The sequence below is a fragment of the Streptomyces mesophilus genome (assembly GCF_040300965.1).
Classification (GTDB): domain Bacteria; phylum Actinomycetota; class Actinomycetes; order Streptomycetales; family Streptomycetaceae; genus Streptomyces; species Streptomyces mesophilus_A.
Map to the genome: position 1 here is coordinate 59,935 of NZ_JBEPEW010000004.1, position 14,557 is coordinate 74,491.

The 14,557-nt window shown below is 72.0% G+C and carries 14 protein-coding genes; 5 read left to right on the forward strand and 9 right to left on the reverse strand.

Annotated features, from left to right (window positions below):
* Nucleotides 1–49: 49 nt before the first annotated feature.
* Nucleotides 50–676, reverse strand: coding sequence for a LysE family translocator (locus ABT367_RS02775; RefSeq protein ID WP_352248850.1), 627 nt, complete (start codon nt 674–676; stop codon nt 50–52).
* Nucleotides 677–819: 143 nt separating this feature from the next.
* On the opposite strand from ABT367_RS02775, the gene ABT367_RS02780 reads away from it, so the two are divergent.
* The gene (locus ABT367_RS02780; RefSeq protein WP_352248852.1) at nt 820–1,569 is read left to right on the forward strand and encodes a metallophosphoesterase; all 750 of its coding nucleotides are present in this window, start codon (nt 820–822) and stop codon (nt 1,567–1,569) included.
* 47 nt (nt 1,570–1,616) lie between these two features.
* On the opposite strand, the gene ABT367_RS02785 is transcribed toward ABT367_RS02780, so the two are convergent.
* Nucleotides 1,617–2,204: a PDZ domain-containing protein gene (locus ABT367_RS02785; RefSeq protein WP_352248854.1), complete on the reverse strand. Its 588-nt coding sequence runs from the start codon at nt 2,202–2,204 to the stop codon at nt 1,617–1,619.
* An 88-nt stretch (nt 2,205–2,292) separates the two neighbouring features.
* Between ABT367_RS02785 and ABT367_RS02790 the strand changes: the two genes are divergently transcribed.
* Nucleotides 2,293–4,203 (forward strand): P-loop ATPase, Sll1717 family, encoded by a 1,911-nt coding sequence (locus ABT367_RS02790; RefSeq protein WP_352248856.1) that lies wholly within the window; start codon nt 2,293–2,295, stop codon nt 4,201–4,203.
* Between the two features lie 35 nt (nt 4,204–4,238).
* Here ABT367_RS02790 and ABT367_RS02795 read toward each other — a convergent pair whose 3' ends face one another.
* The 4 genes from ABT367_RS02795 to ABT367_RS02810 all read right to left on the reverse strand — a co-directional run bounded on the left by ABT367_RS02795 (nt 4,239) and on the right by ABT367_RS02810 (nt 8,439).
* Complete coding sequence (locus ABT367_RS02795; protein WP_352248858.1) at nt 4,239–5,024, reverse strand: alpha/beta fold hydrolase; 786 nt, start codon at nt 5,022–5,024, stop codon at nt 4,239–4,241.
* Nucleotides 5,025–5,133: 109 nt separating this feature from the next.
* A complete protein-coding gene (locus tag ABT367_RS02800) occupies nt 5,134–5,979 on the reverse strand; it encodes an ABC transporter permease (RefSeq protein WP_352248860.1) in 846 nt (281 codons plus the stop codon).
* Nucleotides 5,972–7,489 (reverse strand): ABC transporter permease subunit, encoded by a 1,518-nt coding sequence (locus tag ABT367_RS02805; RefSeq protein WP_352248862.1) that lies wholly within the window; start codon nt 7,487–7,489, stop codon nt 5,972–5,974. The genes ABT367_RS02800 and ABT367_RS02805 overlap by 8 nt, the downstream gene beginning before the upstream one ends.
* Complete coding sequence (locus ABT367_RS02810; RefSeq protein WP_352248864.1) at nt 7,486–8,439, reverse strand: ABC transporter ATP-binding protein; 954 nt, start codon at nt 8,437–8,439, stop codon at nt 7,486–7,488. The genes ABT367_RS02805 and ABT367_RS02810 overlap by 4 nt, the downstream gene beginning before the upstream one ends.
* Nucleotides 8,440–8,549: 110 nt before the next feature.
* Between ABT367_RS02810 and ABT367_RS02815 the strand changes: the two genes are divergently transcribed.
* From ABT367_RS02815 to ABT367_RS02825, 3 genes are all read left to right on the forward strand, one after another.
* Nucleotides 8,550–9,713, forward strand: a complete 1,164-nt coding sequence (locus tag ABT367_RS02815) for a sensor histidine kinase (RefSeq protein ID WP_352248866.1) — start codon at nt 8,550–8,552, stop codon at nt 9,711–9,713.
* A complete protein-coding gene (locus tag ABT367_RS02820; protein ID WP_352248868.1) occupies nt 9,710–10,372 on the forward strand; it encodes a response regulator transcription factor in 663 nt (220 codons plus the stop codon). Before ABT367_RS02815 ends, ABT367_RS02820 begins: the two co-directional genes overlap by 4 nt.
* 153 nt (nt 10,373–10,525) lie before the next feature.
* A complete protein-coding gene (locus ABT367_RS02825) occupies nt 10,526–11,902 on the forward strand; it encodes a L,D-transpeptidase (protein WP_352248870.1) in 1,377 nt (458 codons plus the stop codon).
* 38 nt (nt 11,903–11,940) lie between these two features.
* Here the strand turns inward: ABT367_RS02825 and ABT367_RS02830 are convergent, their stop codons facing one another.
* From ABT367_RS02830 to ABT367_RS02840, 3 genes are all read right to left on the reverse strand, one after another.
* Complete coding sequence (locus ABT367_RS02830) at nt 11,941–12,702, reverse strand: hypothetical protein (RefSeq protein WP_352248872.1); 762 nt, start codon at nt 12,700–12,702, stop codon at nt 11,941–11,943.
* 61 nt (nt 12,703–12,763) lie between these two features.
* Nucleotides 12,764–13,333 carry a hypothetical protein gene (locus tag ABT367_RS02835; protein ID WP_352248874.1) on the reverse strand — a complete coding sequence of 190 codons (570 nt, stop codon included), beginning with the start codon at nt 13,331–13,333 and terminating at the stop codon, nt 12,764–12,766.
* A 122-nt stretch (nt 13,334–13,455) separates the two neighbouring features.
* Nucleotides 13,456–14,364 (reverse strand): ion transporter, encoded by a 909-nt coding sequence (locus tag ABT367_RS02840; protein ID WP_352248877.1) that lies wholly within the window; start codon nt 14,362–14,364, stop codon nt 13,456–13,458.
* Nucleotides 14,365–14,557: the final 193 nt, after the last annotated feature.

A 14,557-nucleotide genomic window follows, 5' to 3' on the forward strand; every position in this document is an offset into this window, starting at 1 on the left:
CCCATCCTCCCTCCCGTGGTCGAGGAGGCGCGAGCGGGAATCGGCCCGTTCAGCCGTCGAGCGCGAGCCGCGCGCCCAGGGCGAGGAGCACTCCGCCGGAGATCTGTTCCAGACGCCGGCGTACCCGGGCCCGCGACAGATAGGTCTTCATCCGGCCCACGCACCACACGTACACGCCGTAGTAGCCCACCTCGAACACGGCCCAGATGGCGGCGAGCGCGATCATCGCGGGCAGTTCGGGAGCGCCGGCCGGGACGAACTGCGGCAGGAAGGACATCGCGAAGATCGCGGCCTTGGGGTTGGCGAGGTTGAGAAGGAGCCCGCCCCGGTACGAGGACCAGCCGGACCGCTCCGGCGCCTCCCAGCCCTCGGCCTCACCCCCGTCCTTCTTCCGCTTCCTGGCGGCCCACAGTGTCTGCGCGCCGAAGACCACGAGGACCACGGCGCCGACGATGCGCATCACGTCGTACGCGAGTTCCGAGGCGGCCAGCAGGGCGGTGAGGCCGAGGGCGGCGACGACGCCCCAGACGAAGACGCCGGTCTCGTTGCCGAGCACGGTCAGAAAGCCGGAACGGCGGCTGCGCAGCGAGTTCTTGATGATCAGCACGGTACTCGGGCCGGGGGACGCGGCTATCAGGGTGCAGGCGCCGAGGAAGGCGAGGAGGGTGCTCAGCATGGGGCCATCGTGCCCGGACCGAGCGCCCCATCGCCACGTCGTTTCCGTACGAAGCGAGCGGCGGGCTCTCGTGCGGACCCCTTGCACTCCCCCCTGGGTTAACGGTTAGATCGATCTCAACCATTAAGCGACTTGGAGGCCTCGTGCTCGTCCTCGCCCAGATCAGCGATCTGCACCTCGACGGAACGGACCGTGCCCGCGAGCGCGCCGCGCGCGTGATCGCGCGGCTGCGGGAGATGCCCGTGGACGCCCTCCTGGTGACCGGGGACATCGCGGACCACGGCGCCGCCGCCGAGTACGAGGAGGCCGCCGGGCTCCTTGCCGGCCTGCCGTATCCGGTCCTGACCTGCCCCGGCAATCACGATGCCCGCGAGGCCTACCGCAAGGCGCTGCTCGGGCAGGCCGCCTCGGACGCGCCCGTGAACAGCGTCGAGGTCATCCACGGGACCGCGGTCCTGATGTGCGACTCGAGCATCCCGGGACAGGACGACGGACTGCTCTCGCCCGAGACGTACGACTGGATCGAGCGCACGCTCGACGCTCTCGGCCCCGACGTCCCGGCTCTGCTCGCGTTCCACCACCCGCCGGTCGCGCTGCACGCCCCGCTGCCCGACTCGTATCCGCTGCACGAGCCCGAGCGCCTCGCGGAGCTGCTCGAACGGCGGCCGCGGATCCGGGCGTTGATCACCGGCCATGCCCACACCCCGGCCGCCACGGTCTTCGCCGGCCGTCCCGTGGCCGTCGGTCCGGGCGTGACCTGGACGCTGCGGCTGCCCTGGGAGGGCGACGCGGTGGCCGACCGCGCCGCCGATCCCGGTTTCGCACTCCATGTCCTGGACGACGAGGGCCGGTTGACCACGCACTTCCGCAGCGTGCGGGCGCCCCTCGGGTGACGAGCCCCAAACGGCTCGCTTACGGGACCGTCCCCGAAGGGCACCGCTTACGTGACCACTCCCGGGATGACGGCCAGGACCTGGCGGTTGCCGTTCTCATGCCGTACGCCGATGGCCACCTCCTTGCCCGGCCGGGCGGCGGCGACCGCGCGGGCCAGGCCCTGGGCCGAGTCGACCGGCTTGCCCGCGAACTCCGTGACCACATCGCCGCGGACAAGGCCCGCGCTGTAGCCGGGCCCCGGCTGGTGTACGCCCACCAGGCGGGCCCCCTCGCCCGAGGCCGGATCCACCGCCTCCACCCCGATCGTCGCGGGCGCGGGAGCGACCGACTCGCCCTGGCCGCCCTGGGGTTGGGTCCGCGTGGGCGGCGCACCGCCCTTCTTGCCGGCGGACGCGGACGGGGGCGGTCCCTGCGCAGCCGCCTGCTTCTGCAGATCGGCGAGTTTGCTCATGCCGATCACGGTGGCGCCCACCGTCCCGAGCCCGATCCCCGCGAGCACGAGGACGAGCGCGATCACGGTCGCACCGAGTACGGTTCTGAACCGCCTGGCACGCCGCCGTACGGCATGCGGACGGTGTCCCGGCGCGGGTGCGCGGCCGGGCATCGGCTTGGGTCGCAACACTGTCTGTTCCATGGCTGGCCTCCGCGGAATGCTCTACCCTGCGGGCCGCCGCGGGACGATTCACGAACGAGTGACGAGCCGTCACAGCGCAGGGGGACACATGACCGAACCGTCCGTCGTCGAACGGCTGTACTTCGGCCACGACGAGGCCGAACAGGACATGGCAAACGGCCTGTTGCGGGCGGGTTTTCTGCAGACCGCCGCGTATGACGCCGCCGTGTCCGGGCGCAAGATGCTGATCATCGGGCGCAAGGGGTCCGGCAAGAGCGCGATCTGTGTGCATCTGGGTGCGGAGGGCGGGCACGCCGGTGCCACGGTCACGATCACGCCGGACGACGCGGCCGGCGACGAGATCCGGCGGTTCGAGCTGCAGGGCTTAGCCGGGGACACCGCCAAGTCGCTGATCTGGCGGTATGTGTTCGCGGTGCACGCGGCGCGCCATCTGACCTCGCATGCGCGGGAGGCCCATGGCCGGCGCGAGCCGGATTCGGTCAAGGACCTGCGGAAGTTCCTGCGGGACAACGGTGAGCTGCCGGGCACACGGCTCGCCGACTTCGCGGCACAGGGCCGCGAACGGCTGCAGACCAACGGGTTGCAGCTCGGGGCGTTCGGCTTCCAGATCGGCGTCGATCTCGGGCATACGGCCACCGAAGGCGCCCGGGCGGGGCGCCAGTTGGAAGTGCTCGAGGACCATGTGGCGCTCGCCTTCCGCGATCTGGACTGCGCCGCGGCGCATCCGCCCCTGCTGCTGCTCGTGGACCAGCTGGAGAAGGTCTGGTCAGGTCAGGCGGACGCCAACTCCATGGTGATCGGCCTGCTGCTCGCGGCGAAGGACGTCGCGGTGAAATACCCGGGCGCGGTGCGCTGCCTGGTCTTTCTGCGCTCCGACATCTACGACTCACTGACCTTCGGCGAGGGCGACAAGTTCCGCAGCTACGAGATGCGGATCGACTGGCCGGTGCCCCAGCTGCGCCGGCTCGCGCTGTCCCGTGCCCAGGCATCGGCGGGGTCCGGGCTCGACGAGACGCAGTTGTGGCAGCAGGTCTTCCCGCGCCAGGTCGAGGGCGAGGAGACCGCCTCGTATCTCTTCACACGGGCCCTGCCGAGGCCGAGGGACGCCATCCAGTACCTCAATCTGTGCCGGGACCGTGCGGTCCACAACGGTCGGACGCAGATCACCGAGGCCGATGTGGTCGAGGCCGGACGGCAGTTCTCGGTCTGGAAGCTGCAGGATCTGGCGCAGGAATACCTTGTCGCCCACCCGTTCCTCGAATCGCTCCTCGGACTTTTCGCCAACGGTGGGTACGTGGTGACGCGGCCGGCCGTGGCGAGCCTGCTCGCCCAGGCTTGCGGGGATCTGGAACGCCGCTTCCCCGCGTACACCGAATCGTTCACGCCGGAGGCGGTGATCGACATTCTCCATACGGTCGGCTTCCTCGGCGTGCGCCGCGGGGACGAGGTCGTCTACGCGGGCGGGTTCGACCGGCCGTTGCAGGCGGACGAGAGGGAGTTCGAGATCCACCCCTGCTTCCGGGAGGCCCTCAGGGCCCAGGACGCGGTGCCGATCACTCCGTACAGCCCGGCGTTGCGGGTGCCTGCCCTGGCCAGGGGCCGGACGCCCCTCGACCACGACTTCCGGCTGCTGCGGGCTGTCGTCAACTCCTGCGACAGCCTTCTGAGGCTGATCGCCCGTGCGCACGACCTGCCCGCCGACACCCGGCAGGAACTCGCCCGGCAGGTGCAGCGGCTGCGCATGGAGACGGCCGACGCACTGGACGATCCGACGGGCGCGGCGGCCATCCCGCTCCACGACGCCGAGGGTCATGTCGCCGGAGCGGTCACGCATCTGCGGGCCTGGGCGACGACCCTGCGGGACAGCGGCCTCGAGGACCACGGCCGAGGAGTGGGTGCACAGGCCGTATCGCGCGAGCTGAACACCCAGGCCACGGGACTCCACACACGCCTGGGCGGCCTCACCGGCAGTACGGGTCAGGCGGGTTCGAGCGCGTAGGGCGGCCCTGGGCCCGATCCACGGAACAGGCAGCCCTACGCTCCCGGCTCGGCCAGCTCGAGCGCCTGCTCCACCGCCTCAGCGAAACCGCCCGGGTTGTCGATCATCATGTTGTGCGTGGCGCCCGGTACATCCACGACCGGTACCCCGGCCGCCGCCATCAGATCCGTCTCCGCGTCGGGCCGGGTCCGCTCCCCCACCACGAAGGCGCGCGGCCGGTCCAGGTCCACGAGCAGCGCGCCCCAGCTCGGGTCCGTGCCCTCGACGAGGGCCGTGGCGCTGCGGTGCAGGGCGCGGGGGTCGGCGAGGCGGAGGCGGGCCGCGTAGTCGGGGAGCTTCTCGCCCGCCACCATCCGCGCGAACCCCTCGGCGACGAAGGCCGCCTCGTCCTGCTCGGCGATGACGCGGCTGACGAAGCCGCCGCCGGGGAAGAGGTTGGGTTCGGCGACCACCAGCTTGGCGATCAAGTCGGGGCGCGCGGCGGCCAGTTCGATGGCGACCGCGCCGCCCATCGAGTGTCCGATCAGTTCCACATCGCGCAGGCCGGTGTGCTCGAGGACGGCGGCGACCGCGTCGGCCTGCTCGCGCATGCGGTAGCCGAAGTCCGCGGGACGGTCGCTGTAGCCGTGGCCGAACAGGTCGACGAGGAGGCTCCGGCGGCCCGCGAGGGGCGGACATGTGGCGGTCTCGGCGAAGTCGGAGGCGGCGCTGGAGCCGATGCCGTGGATGTAGACCCGGGCCGGACCGGACTCCCCCGCGGCCGGGTTCAGCTCGATCCAGCGCATCCATGCCCCGGCATCCCGTACGAACAGCTCCCGCACTCCAGCACCTCCGTCGTGTGGCTCGAACGGCCATGCTAGGCGGGGAGTACGACACCGACTGCCGCACCCGGCCGGGCGCCCCACAACCCCGCCCGGCCGAGCACCCGCCTCACGCATCACGCCCCCGCAGCACCCCCCACCCCAACCCGAGCATCCCGGCCGCCCACAGCGCCGCCACCCCGAGGCCCGCCCAGGGACCGATCGGCAGCGCGTCGAGGTTGCGGGTCGCGAGGACCGAGAGGCCGGCGGACGTGGGCGAGACGCGTTGGGCCTTCTCCACCCAGTCCGGGTCCGCCAACATGCCGGCCACCAGAGGGAATCCGTAGAGGAGGACGAGGACCGCGGTGAGCGTGCCCGCCGTGTCCCGCAGCGCCGCGCCGAGGCCGAGACCGATCAGGGCGACGAGCACGAAGTACAGGACGGCCCCGACGGCCGCCCGCAGCGTGGGCCCGTCCGCGAGGCTGATCGGCGGATAGCCGGTCCCGGTGGTGAACCCGGCGTCGAGGATCAGCATCCGGCCCGCGTACAGCGACCCGAGCACCGAGACCGCTCCCGCGAGCGCCGCGAGCCCGGCCACGACCACGGCCTTGGCGGCGAGCATCCGCAGCCGGGACGGTATCGCCGTGAGGGTCGGGCGGATGGTCCCCGTGCCGTACTCCGAGGTGACCGCGAGCACCCCGAACACGGCCATGGCGGCCTGCCCCACCCAGACCCCGGTCAGGCTGAGCTCTACCGTGTCCTCGTCGCAGGTGCGCCGCTGCAGACAGTCGCCGACCGAGAGCGCCCCGGAGGTCAGCGCCCCGACGCCGACCGTACATACGGCGATGGCGATCAGCAGCCACCAAGTGCTGGGCAGCGTACGGAGTTTCGTCCACTCGGCGCGCACCGTGTCGGTCATCCGCGCCGCACCTCGGCCGGTCACGGGCGCCCCGGCGGTCACCAGGGCCTCAGACATCCCGCCTCCGTACCCGCCAGATCGCGAGCGCGAGCACGGCCACCGCGTACAGGAACAGAGTGGCGATGCCGAGCCAGGGGCCCTGCGGATAGCAGCCTTCCTCGGGCAGGCACATGCTTGCCACATGGTCGTAGCGCGTCGAGGTCTCCTGGATCGCGAAGCCGGCGAGCGGGGTGACCTGCTGCAGGAACTGGGCGAACCCGATCGGCAGCGCGGTCACCAGGATCAGCGGCGCCACGAACAGGACCACGACGGTCGCGATCGCCGCGGCGGTGTGCCGCAGCAGCGCACCGAGCCCGAGCGCGAGCACCGCGATCAGGGCGAGCAGCACGGCCGAGCCGACGACGGCACGGAGCACCGGCCCGTCGGTCAGGCTCACTTCGGGGAACTGGGGTGGCTTGTGGCCGTTGGCCCGCAGGATCGGCTGCGCGATCAGGAAGGACACCACGGTCGCGACCAGAGCGGCGACGAAGGTGACGACGCCGACGACCACGGCCTTGGCGATCAGTACCCTGCCGCGCCGCGGGCTCGCCACGAACGTCGTACGGATCATGCCGCGCCGGTACTCGGCGGTGATGAACAGGACGCCGAGTGCACCGATGAGGACGAGGCCGAGCTGTGTGCCGCTCAGGCTCATCATGGCGAGGTCGCCGTGCTGGGTCGCGGGCGCGATGTCCCCGGAGCCGGTGACGGTGAACGTGCCGCCAGACTCGCCCGACTCGCTCTCGCCGGCCGGGGGTTCGCCGATGTCGGTGTGCTGCCAGCCGCCTTGGGCGCCGGTGACGGAGACCTGGTCGAACTTGGCGGTGGACCGGGTGGGCCGGTCGCCGATGGAGGCCGCGCCGAACTGCCGGTCGAGCTCGGTGACCGTCGGAGAGGCGACGAACATGCCGACCTGCACCGTCCCGGTCAGACCCGGCACCTGAGCGGTGGCGACCTTCGTCCACTCCTTGCCGTCCGCCGACTGGTACCCGGTCAGGTTCGTGCCGTCCCTGGTCAGCCGCAGCCAGCGCGGCTCGTCCACGGAGGCGGCGCCGCCGGAGGTGTCGTGCACGAAGTCGTACTGCATCCGCACCCCGTGCTCCGGCGTGAGCATCATCGCGGCGTACGAGGCCCCCTGGGCTTCGCTCTTCTTGACGAGCACCCCCGCCTTGGCCCACTCGGGCGTGACCGGGGTGTCGGTACCGAAGTCCGCGATCCGGACCGTGATGGTGCCGTCGGCGGGCAGGTCCTGGTGGACGTAGCGGAACGAGTCGAGGATCTGTTCGCCGCCGGGCCCGGTGGGCGCGGGCGGCCGGTCGCCGCCGCCGAGCTGCACGCTCGAACTGCTCGCGGTGAACAGGGAGATGAGCACGGTCACGAGCACCGCGCCGAGCAGCGTGAGATTCCACCGCCGCACGGTCCGCAGCTTGGTCCACTCGGCACGAAGGAGCTGCGCGAACCCGTCCCGGCCCGCCGGCACCGCACTGGAGCGGTACGGCGCGACGGGCGGTGTCCGTGTGGCGGTCATCGCACGCCCTCCTCGTCGGCCTGGTCCAGGGGCGCGGCCGCGAACTCCAGGGCGTCCCCGGTCAGTTCCATATAGGCCTCTTCGAGCGTGGCCCGGTGCGCCGAGATCTCGGAGAACGGCACCCCCGCCCCGCTGAGCAGTCGCACCACCTTCTCCGCGTCGGGCCCGGACACGGTGAGCGTTTCCCGTCCGGTCGCAGCGACCGTGGCCCCCGCGGCGGCGAGCACGGTCATCGCCTCCGTACGGGCACTCGTGCGCAGGGCGACCCGGTCCGCGGACGCGGCGGCGAGCAGTTCGCGCACACTGGTGTCGGCGATGACCCTGCCGCGTCCGATCACCACCAAGTGGTCGGCGCTGTCCTCGAGTTCACTCATCAGGTGGCTGGAGACCAGGACCGTGCGCCCCTCGCGGGCGAGCGAGCGCAGGAAGCCGCGGATCCAGCGGATGCCTTCGGGGTCGAGTCCGTTGACGGGCTCGTCGAAGAGCAGCACGGGCGGATCGCCGAGCAGTGCGCTCGCGATCCCGAGCCGCTGCCGCATCCCGAGCGAGTAGCCGCCGGCGCGGCGGCGGGCGGCGGAGGCGAGGCCCACCAGTTCGAGGACCTCGTCGACCCGCCGTACCGGAATGCGGTGCGAGTGCGCGAGCCACAGCAGGTGGTCGCGGCCGCGTCGGCTGGGGTGCACGGCGGCCGCGTCCAGCATCGCGCCGACCTCGTGGAGCGGGGTGCGCAGCGCGTGATAGCGCCGGCCGCCGATCAGCGCCTCGCCGTCGTCGGCCGCGTCGAGGCCGAGCATGATCCGCATGGTGGTCGACTTGCCGGCGCCGTTCGGCCCGACGAACCCCGTGACCTGACCCGGGGTGACCGTGAAGGAGAGCCCGTCGAGTGCTGTGACGGGCCCGAACCGCTTGTGCAGTCCGCGCACCTGGACGGTGCCGTCATTGCTGTCCATGAGCAATGAGGCTAGGGACGGCCCGGCCGAGGGTCGTCACGCCATGGAGCAGTCTTCGTATCCCCCACGTGAGGGACTCCTCGCGCCCCCTTCTCGGTGACAATGACCAGGTGAACGCCATACCGGCCCGGAAGCTGCGGGCCCTGTCCGCCGCACCGGCCGCCCCGAAGCTCACCGCTGCCGTGCTCGCGGCGGCGGCCACGGTGGAGCTCGCCGTACGGGGCTATCCCGACCGGCTGCCGATCGCGCTGATCCTCGCCCTCGCGACGACCCTGTCGCTCACCGCCGTACGTGTGCAGCCCTTCTGGGCGGCGCTCGTCGCCTCGGCGGCGGCGCTGATCGCGCTCGCCCCGTACCACGTGTTCACCGCCGGGGGCCTGCCCGCGCTCCTCGTCTGCCTCTACGCCCTGGGCCGCCACGGCCCGCGCCTGCCCGCCTCGCTGCTGCCCCTGCCCTTCCTCGGATACGCGGTGGCAGGGCTCGGCGACCGTCAGGTCACGGTGCTCGTATGCCTGAGCGCCTTGGCCGCGGCGGCGACGGGTCTCGCGCGCCGGGCCCTGTCCGAGGCTCGGGCGCACAGCGCGACCGAGCGGGCCATCGCGGAGACGATCCAGGAGCATGCGGCCCGCGGGGAACGGGCCCGTATCGCACGGGAGTTGCACGATGTGGTGGCCCACCACATCTCGATGATCGCCGTCCAGGCGGAGACGGCACGGCTGACCACGGCCGGTATGCCGCCGACCGGCGCGGAGCGGCTGCTCGCGATCGGTGACACGGCGCGCACCGCGCTGACCGAGATGCGCCGGCTGCTCGGTGTGCTGCGCGAGGACTCGGGCGCCGTGCCGACGCGGCGGCCGCAGCCGGGCCTTCAGGAGCTGGCGGAACTGGTCGACGAGACCCGTGACGCGGGCGGGGGCGCGGCCCGGCTGATCGTCAGCGGCCGGATCCGTCCGCTGGACCAGGGCGTGGAGCTCACCGCGTACCGCATCGTGCAGGAGGCCCTCACCAACGCCCGCCGCCATGCGCCGGGCGCGGCCGTCGATGTGACGCTCCACTACCGCCCCGGCGAACTGCGGCTGCGCATCCGGGACAACGGACCCGGTCCTGAGGCCTCCGCCCCGCAGGGCAGCCACGGTCTGACCGGGATGCGGGAACGCGCCACGATGGTCGGCGGAAAGCTGGAGTGCGGGCCGGCGCTCGGCGGCGGCTTCCATGTCGCGGTGACGCTGCCGGCGCCGTCCACGGCAGAGGCTCTCGACGAGGAGACATCATGAGCGAGCAGCCCCTGCGCCTGGTCATCGCCGACGATCACGAGCTCGTCCGCGCCGGCTACGCCGGGCTCCTCGCCACCCAGCCGGACTTCGAGGTGGCCGGCACGGCGAAGGACGGCGCCGAAGCCGTCCGCATCTGCCGCGAACTCACCCCCGACCTGGTCCTCATGGACGTCCGTATGCCGGTGATGGACGGGATCGAGGCGACGGCGCGGCTCGCCGACACCGGCATCCGCGTCCTGATGCTCACCACCTTCGACCTCGACGAGCATGTGTACGACGCGCTCGGCGCCGGAGCGGGCGGCTTTCTGCTCAAGGACGTCACCGCCGAGAAGCTCTTCGACGCGGTACGGGTGGTCGCGGCCGGCGAGGCCCTGCTCGCGCCGACCGTGACGCGCCGGCTGATCGCGGAGTTCGCCCGGCTGCGCCCCTCGGCCCGCCCGGCCGCAGACCTCGCGGCCCTCACCCCGCGCGAGACGCAGGTGCTCCGGCTGATCGCCGAGGGTCTGTCCAACCCGGAGATCGCGGCCCGGCTGCACGTCAGCGAGGAGACCGTGAAGACGCACGTCAGCCGGGTCCTGGCCAAGCTGGGCCTGCGCGACCGTACGCAGGCGGTCGTGGCCGCGTACGAGTCGGGCCTGGTCATCCCCGGCGGGCGCTGAGCGCGGGCAACATCCGCTCCCGGTTACTGCGTTCGGGCTGAACCACTCGCGCCGCGCGCCCGTTCGGGCCGCACCCGTCCGCCGGTCATTAATGATGATCTTTCATACCGGGTGCTGCTCGTGCGCCCTTCGGAGTTGTCAGGAGTGGTCACGTTGAGCGCACGTATCCGGACCTTGGGCACCGTCTCCGTGGCCACCGCCGCACTGCTGCTTGCGGCGGCCGCGCACTCCCCCGGCACCGGCGCCGCACCGAGCGGCCCGGGCTTCGCCCCGCAGTTCCCCGCCGACGCCCTGAGCAGGGCGTCGGCTCCCCGCGACTCCCAACTCGGCGTGGACAAGAAGGGGTTGTGCCGCGCACCGGGCGGCGGCCGCGTCTGTCTGGTCAGCCACCCGGGCGCCGCCACGTGGACCGTGGCGATGCACGAGGGCCGCAGGACGGTGCGGCAGCCGGTCGCCCTTTCGGGCCCGCTCGCCCTGACGATGCGGGCCAACGGGCACATCACCGATGTCTCCGTGACCGGCCCGCGCGGCGGCGCGCTCGGCGGAAGCCTCAGCGCCGACGGCCGCACCTGGCGCTCCACCTGGGCTGTGCCGGCCGGCTTCCGCTACCGCGCGACGGTACGGACCGAGACGCCGTCGGGCGCGCCCGTCGTCTCGACGCTGCACTTCCGTACCGCCGCGCCCCAAGGCCGCCGCCTGACCGCCGAGTTCGGCCCGAAGGCCGGTACGTACGGCGTGGGCCAGCCCGTCACGGCCACCCTCAACCGCCCCGTACCCGCCAAGCGGGCGGACGCCCGCGCGCGCATCGAGCGGGCCCTGCGGGTGAGCTCGTCGCCGCAGGTCGAGGGTGCCTGGTACTGGGTGGACGACCAGAACCTGCACTACCGCCCGCGCTCCTTCTGGCCCGCGCACACCGAGATCACGGTGCGCAGCGCACTCGACGGCGTGAACATCGGCGACGGGGTGTACGGAGCGGGCTCCAAGCCGCTGACCATCCGGATCGGCGACCGTATCGAGGCGATCACCGACGCGTCCACGCACACCATGACCGTGCTGCGCAACGGCGAGGAGATCCGCACCATCCCGGTGACCACCGGCAAGGCCGGCTACCGCACCCGCAACGGCATCAAGACGGTGCTCGCCAAGGAGCGTCTTGTGCGGATGCGCGGCGAGGGCATCGGCATCGCCCGCGGCAGCAGCGACTACTTCGACCTCAAGGTGAACTACGCGACCCGCGTCACCTGGAGCGGTGAGTACGTGCACGCCGCCCCGTGGTCGGTCGGTTCGCACGGCGTGGCCAATGTCAGCCACGGCTGCACGGGGATGAGCATGTCCAACGCCGCGTGGTTCTTCGACCTGGTGCGCCCCGGCGACATCGTCCAGGTGATCAACAGCCTGGGCGAGGACATGACGCCGTTCGACAACGGGTACGGCGACTGGAACCTCTCCTGGAAGAAGTGGCGCAAGGGCTCCACGGTGCACGCCAAGAACAGGGTTCCGGCGGCCCCGCGGCTGGCGCCGATCGCCTGAGGGGCCGGTGCCGCTCGTCCGAGGGCCCGGCGCCGGCGTCAGACGCCGACGATCAACTCCTGGAAGGGCTCCGCCGATTCGGTCCCGTAGCGGCCGAAGGGTGCGTCGAAGTTCCACACCAGGAACAGCAGGAAGACGATCAGCGCGCTGAACACCCCGGCGAGCAGCAGCTCCCGTGCCGAGCGCCGGATCTGCAGCGTGAAGATCAGCCCGACGATCACCACCCCGCCCGCGACCAGACCGAACCACACCACGCCCGGCAGGGTCGGTTCGGCGGCGCTCACCCGTACGTGCCGGGCGTCGTCGGCGATCGCGATCTGGTCGAGCAGCGGCTGATAGGCCTGCGCCTGCAGTTCGGAGGCCGGTGCCTGACGCGTGATGTCGCCGCGTACCTCCGAGAGCAGCTGGGCGCCGTGCGCCGAGGGCGCGGTGCCCGAGGTCAGCCGGGGCCATTCGCTGTGCACGGTGTGCGCGGCATAGGCGGCGACCTGGTCGCGGATCCGGTCGCGCACCTCTGGCGGATAGACCTCGACCCGCTGCGTCACCTCGTACAGCGCCTGCGCCTCGCGCCGTACGGAGTCCTCCGCGGCGCCCCTGGCCTCCCAGACCCCGGCGATCGCGAGGCCGAGCACGATCGCGTAGACCACGCCGACCATCATCACCATGTACTCGATGACATCGGGCGTCTGCGAGGTGTCGTCCTCGGCGGCCGGCTTGCTGCGGTGCCGCAGCATGGGCACGGCGACGACCACGGCACATACGAAGACCATGGCGAGAGCGAGGACCAGCCATTCGGACACGGGGCAACTCCAGGGGTACGGGCGGGACTCGAGGCATGGGTGCAGACGGACGGAAGAGCGCTCAGGCCCGTGACGAGCGGCCCCTGCCACCGGGCCGGAGGGCCGCGGCCGCGAGGACGGCCGGCGCGGTGACGACGGTCATCAGCGTCACGGTCGAGAAGCCCCCGGGTACGGGGCGTTTGATCAGGGCCGAACGGTAGGGGCGTACGGGGAAGGTGGGCCCGGGCGCCATGTGCGGCGGGGGCGGGGTGAGTTCGGCCGGTGCGGGCTGCTCGGCGGCCGGTACCCCGGGAGGTTGCACCGCAGACGCGGGGGCAATCGGAGCCGGCACCGTTCGCGCCGGCCGCTCCCGCAAGCCGGGCGGCCCGGGTGCCGGCGGCCCGGCGGCGGGCGGAGGCCCGGCGGCGGGACGTTCGGGAGCGGGTGCCCCGGGAGGCGCGGCGGGCGGGGACGGCGCGGGGGCGGACGGAGGCGGCGGCGAGTGCGGCGCGGGCTCGGCCGGGCATACCTCGACCACCCCCGACACCGTCCCGTGCACCACCCCGGCGGCATCGGCGCTCACCTGCGCGGCGACCTGCACGGGGGTCAGCGCGACGAAGGCGCCCAGACCCACCAGACACAGCACAGCCATCCGCAGTCCTCGTTCCGCGCCGCCGGGATCCCACAACGAACGATCAGAAACAAACGATCAAACGAATCAAACGATGAACCGCGCCGGATGACACGGCACGCGTCCATGAACGCGCTCGGTGTTCACCTCCGGCCACCGTCGGCCAGCTGCGCCCGCGCCGGGCCCGGCAGGCTCTGCTCCAGGTCGTCGAGGGCCTGGCGGGCGGCCACGATGCGCTGCCGCAGTTCCGGGAGCTCCCGACCGGCCTGTCCGCCGCACTCCCGCTCCCTCTGCTGCTCCCGCTCCTCCTGCTGTTCCAGCTCCTTGGCTTCTTCGAGGGAGTTGATGACGACACCGATCAGCACATTGACCAGGACGAAGGAGGCCATCAGCACATACGCCCCGTAATAGAGCAGTGTCCAGCGCGAGTACGCGAGCCCGGCGTGCACCGCGTCCCCGAGCCCGTCGAGTGTCATCAGCAGGAGCAGCGTGAGCAGCGCACGGCCGAGTGAGCCGAAGTGTGCGGGGTCGGACTCGTGGAAGAAGAGCCAGCCCACCATCGCGTACACATAGAGCAGCAGCGCCCCGACGAGCAGGAAGCTGAGGGTGCCGGGCAGACTGCGGGCGACCGCGACCATCAGGACCCGCAGCTGCGGCAGGAAGCGCGCGGTGCGCAGCACCCGGGCCAGGCGCAGCAGCCGCAGCAGGGTGGTGTTCTCGCTCACCACCGGCAGGAACGCACAGGCGACCACGGCGAGGTCGAAGAGGTTCCAGGGGTCGCGGAAGAAGTCGCGTGGCCGGTCCGCGTGGGCGGCGATCCGCAGCAGGATCTCCACGGTGAAACCGGCCAGGCACAGATGCTCGGCGAGGCGGAGTGCGTGGCGCCATTCGGCGGCGAAGCCGGAGTAGGTCTCGAGGCCGAGCAGCACCGCGTTGACCAGGATCAGGCTCATCACGGCGACCGCGAACCAGCGGGCCTCGGTGATCTCCCGGCAGCGGCGGGCCAGGAGCCGGCGGGCGGACGGCTCCCCCCATCCCGAATGGACCGGCATCGCACTCCTTCACAGCACACAGACGGGTGACGGAACGAAGATCGCCCAGCGGGGCCGTCCGTCCGGTCCTGCCGCGCCGCAGTCACTCACAGGGGTGACGGATGAACGTGTGCACCCGATCCGACAGTTGACGGTGTGATGTACAGAACTGCGCATTTCTCCCCGGGATGCCGATTCGTCATCAAGGATGGGA

Excerpts from the sequence above, each read along its gene's own strand:
- ABT367_RS02775 (WP_352248850.1), bottom strand. The coding sequence starts at position 676 with ATGCTGAGCACCCTCCTCGCCTTCCTCGGCGCCTGCACCCTGATAGCC.
- ABT367_RS02785 (WP_352248854.1), bottom strand. The coding sequence starts at position 2,204 with ATGGAACAGACAGTGTTGCGACCCAAGCCGATGCCCGGCCGCGCACCC.
- ABT367_RS02790 (WP_352248856.1), top strand. The coding sequence starts at position 2,293 with ATGACCGAACCGTCCGTCGTCGAACGGCTGTACTTCGGCCACGACGAG.
- ABT367_RS02800 (WP_352248860.1), bottom strand. The coding sequence starts at position 5,979 with ATGTCTGAGGCCCTGGTGACCGCCGGGGCGCCCGTGACCGGCCGAGGT.
- ABT367_RS02805 (WP_352248862.1), bottom strand. The coding sequence starts at position 7,489 with ATGACCGCCACACGGACACCGCCCGTCGCGCCGTACCGCTCCAGTGCG.
- ABT367_RS02810 (WP_352248864.1), bottom strand. The coding sequence starts at position 8,439 with ATGGACAGCAATGACGGCACCGTCCAGGTGCGCGGACTGCACAAGCGG.
- ABT367_RS02820 (WP_352248868.1), top strand. The coding sequence starts at position 9,710 with ATGAGCGAGCAGCCCCTGCGCCTGGTCATCGCCGACGATCACGAGCTC.
- ABT367_RS02835 (WP_352248874.1), bottom strand. The coding sequence starts at position 13,333 with ATGGCTGTGCTGTGTCTGGTGGGTCTGGGCGCCTTCGTCGCGCTGACC.
- ABT367_RS02840 (WP_352248877.1), bottom strand. The coding sequence starts at position 14,364 with ATGCCGGTCCATTCGGGATGGGGGGAGCCGTCCGCCCGCCGGCTCCTG.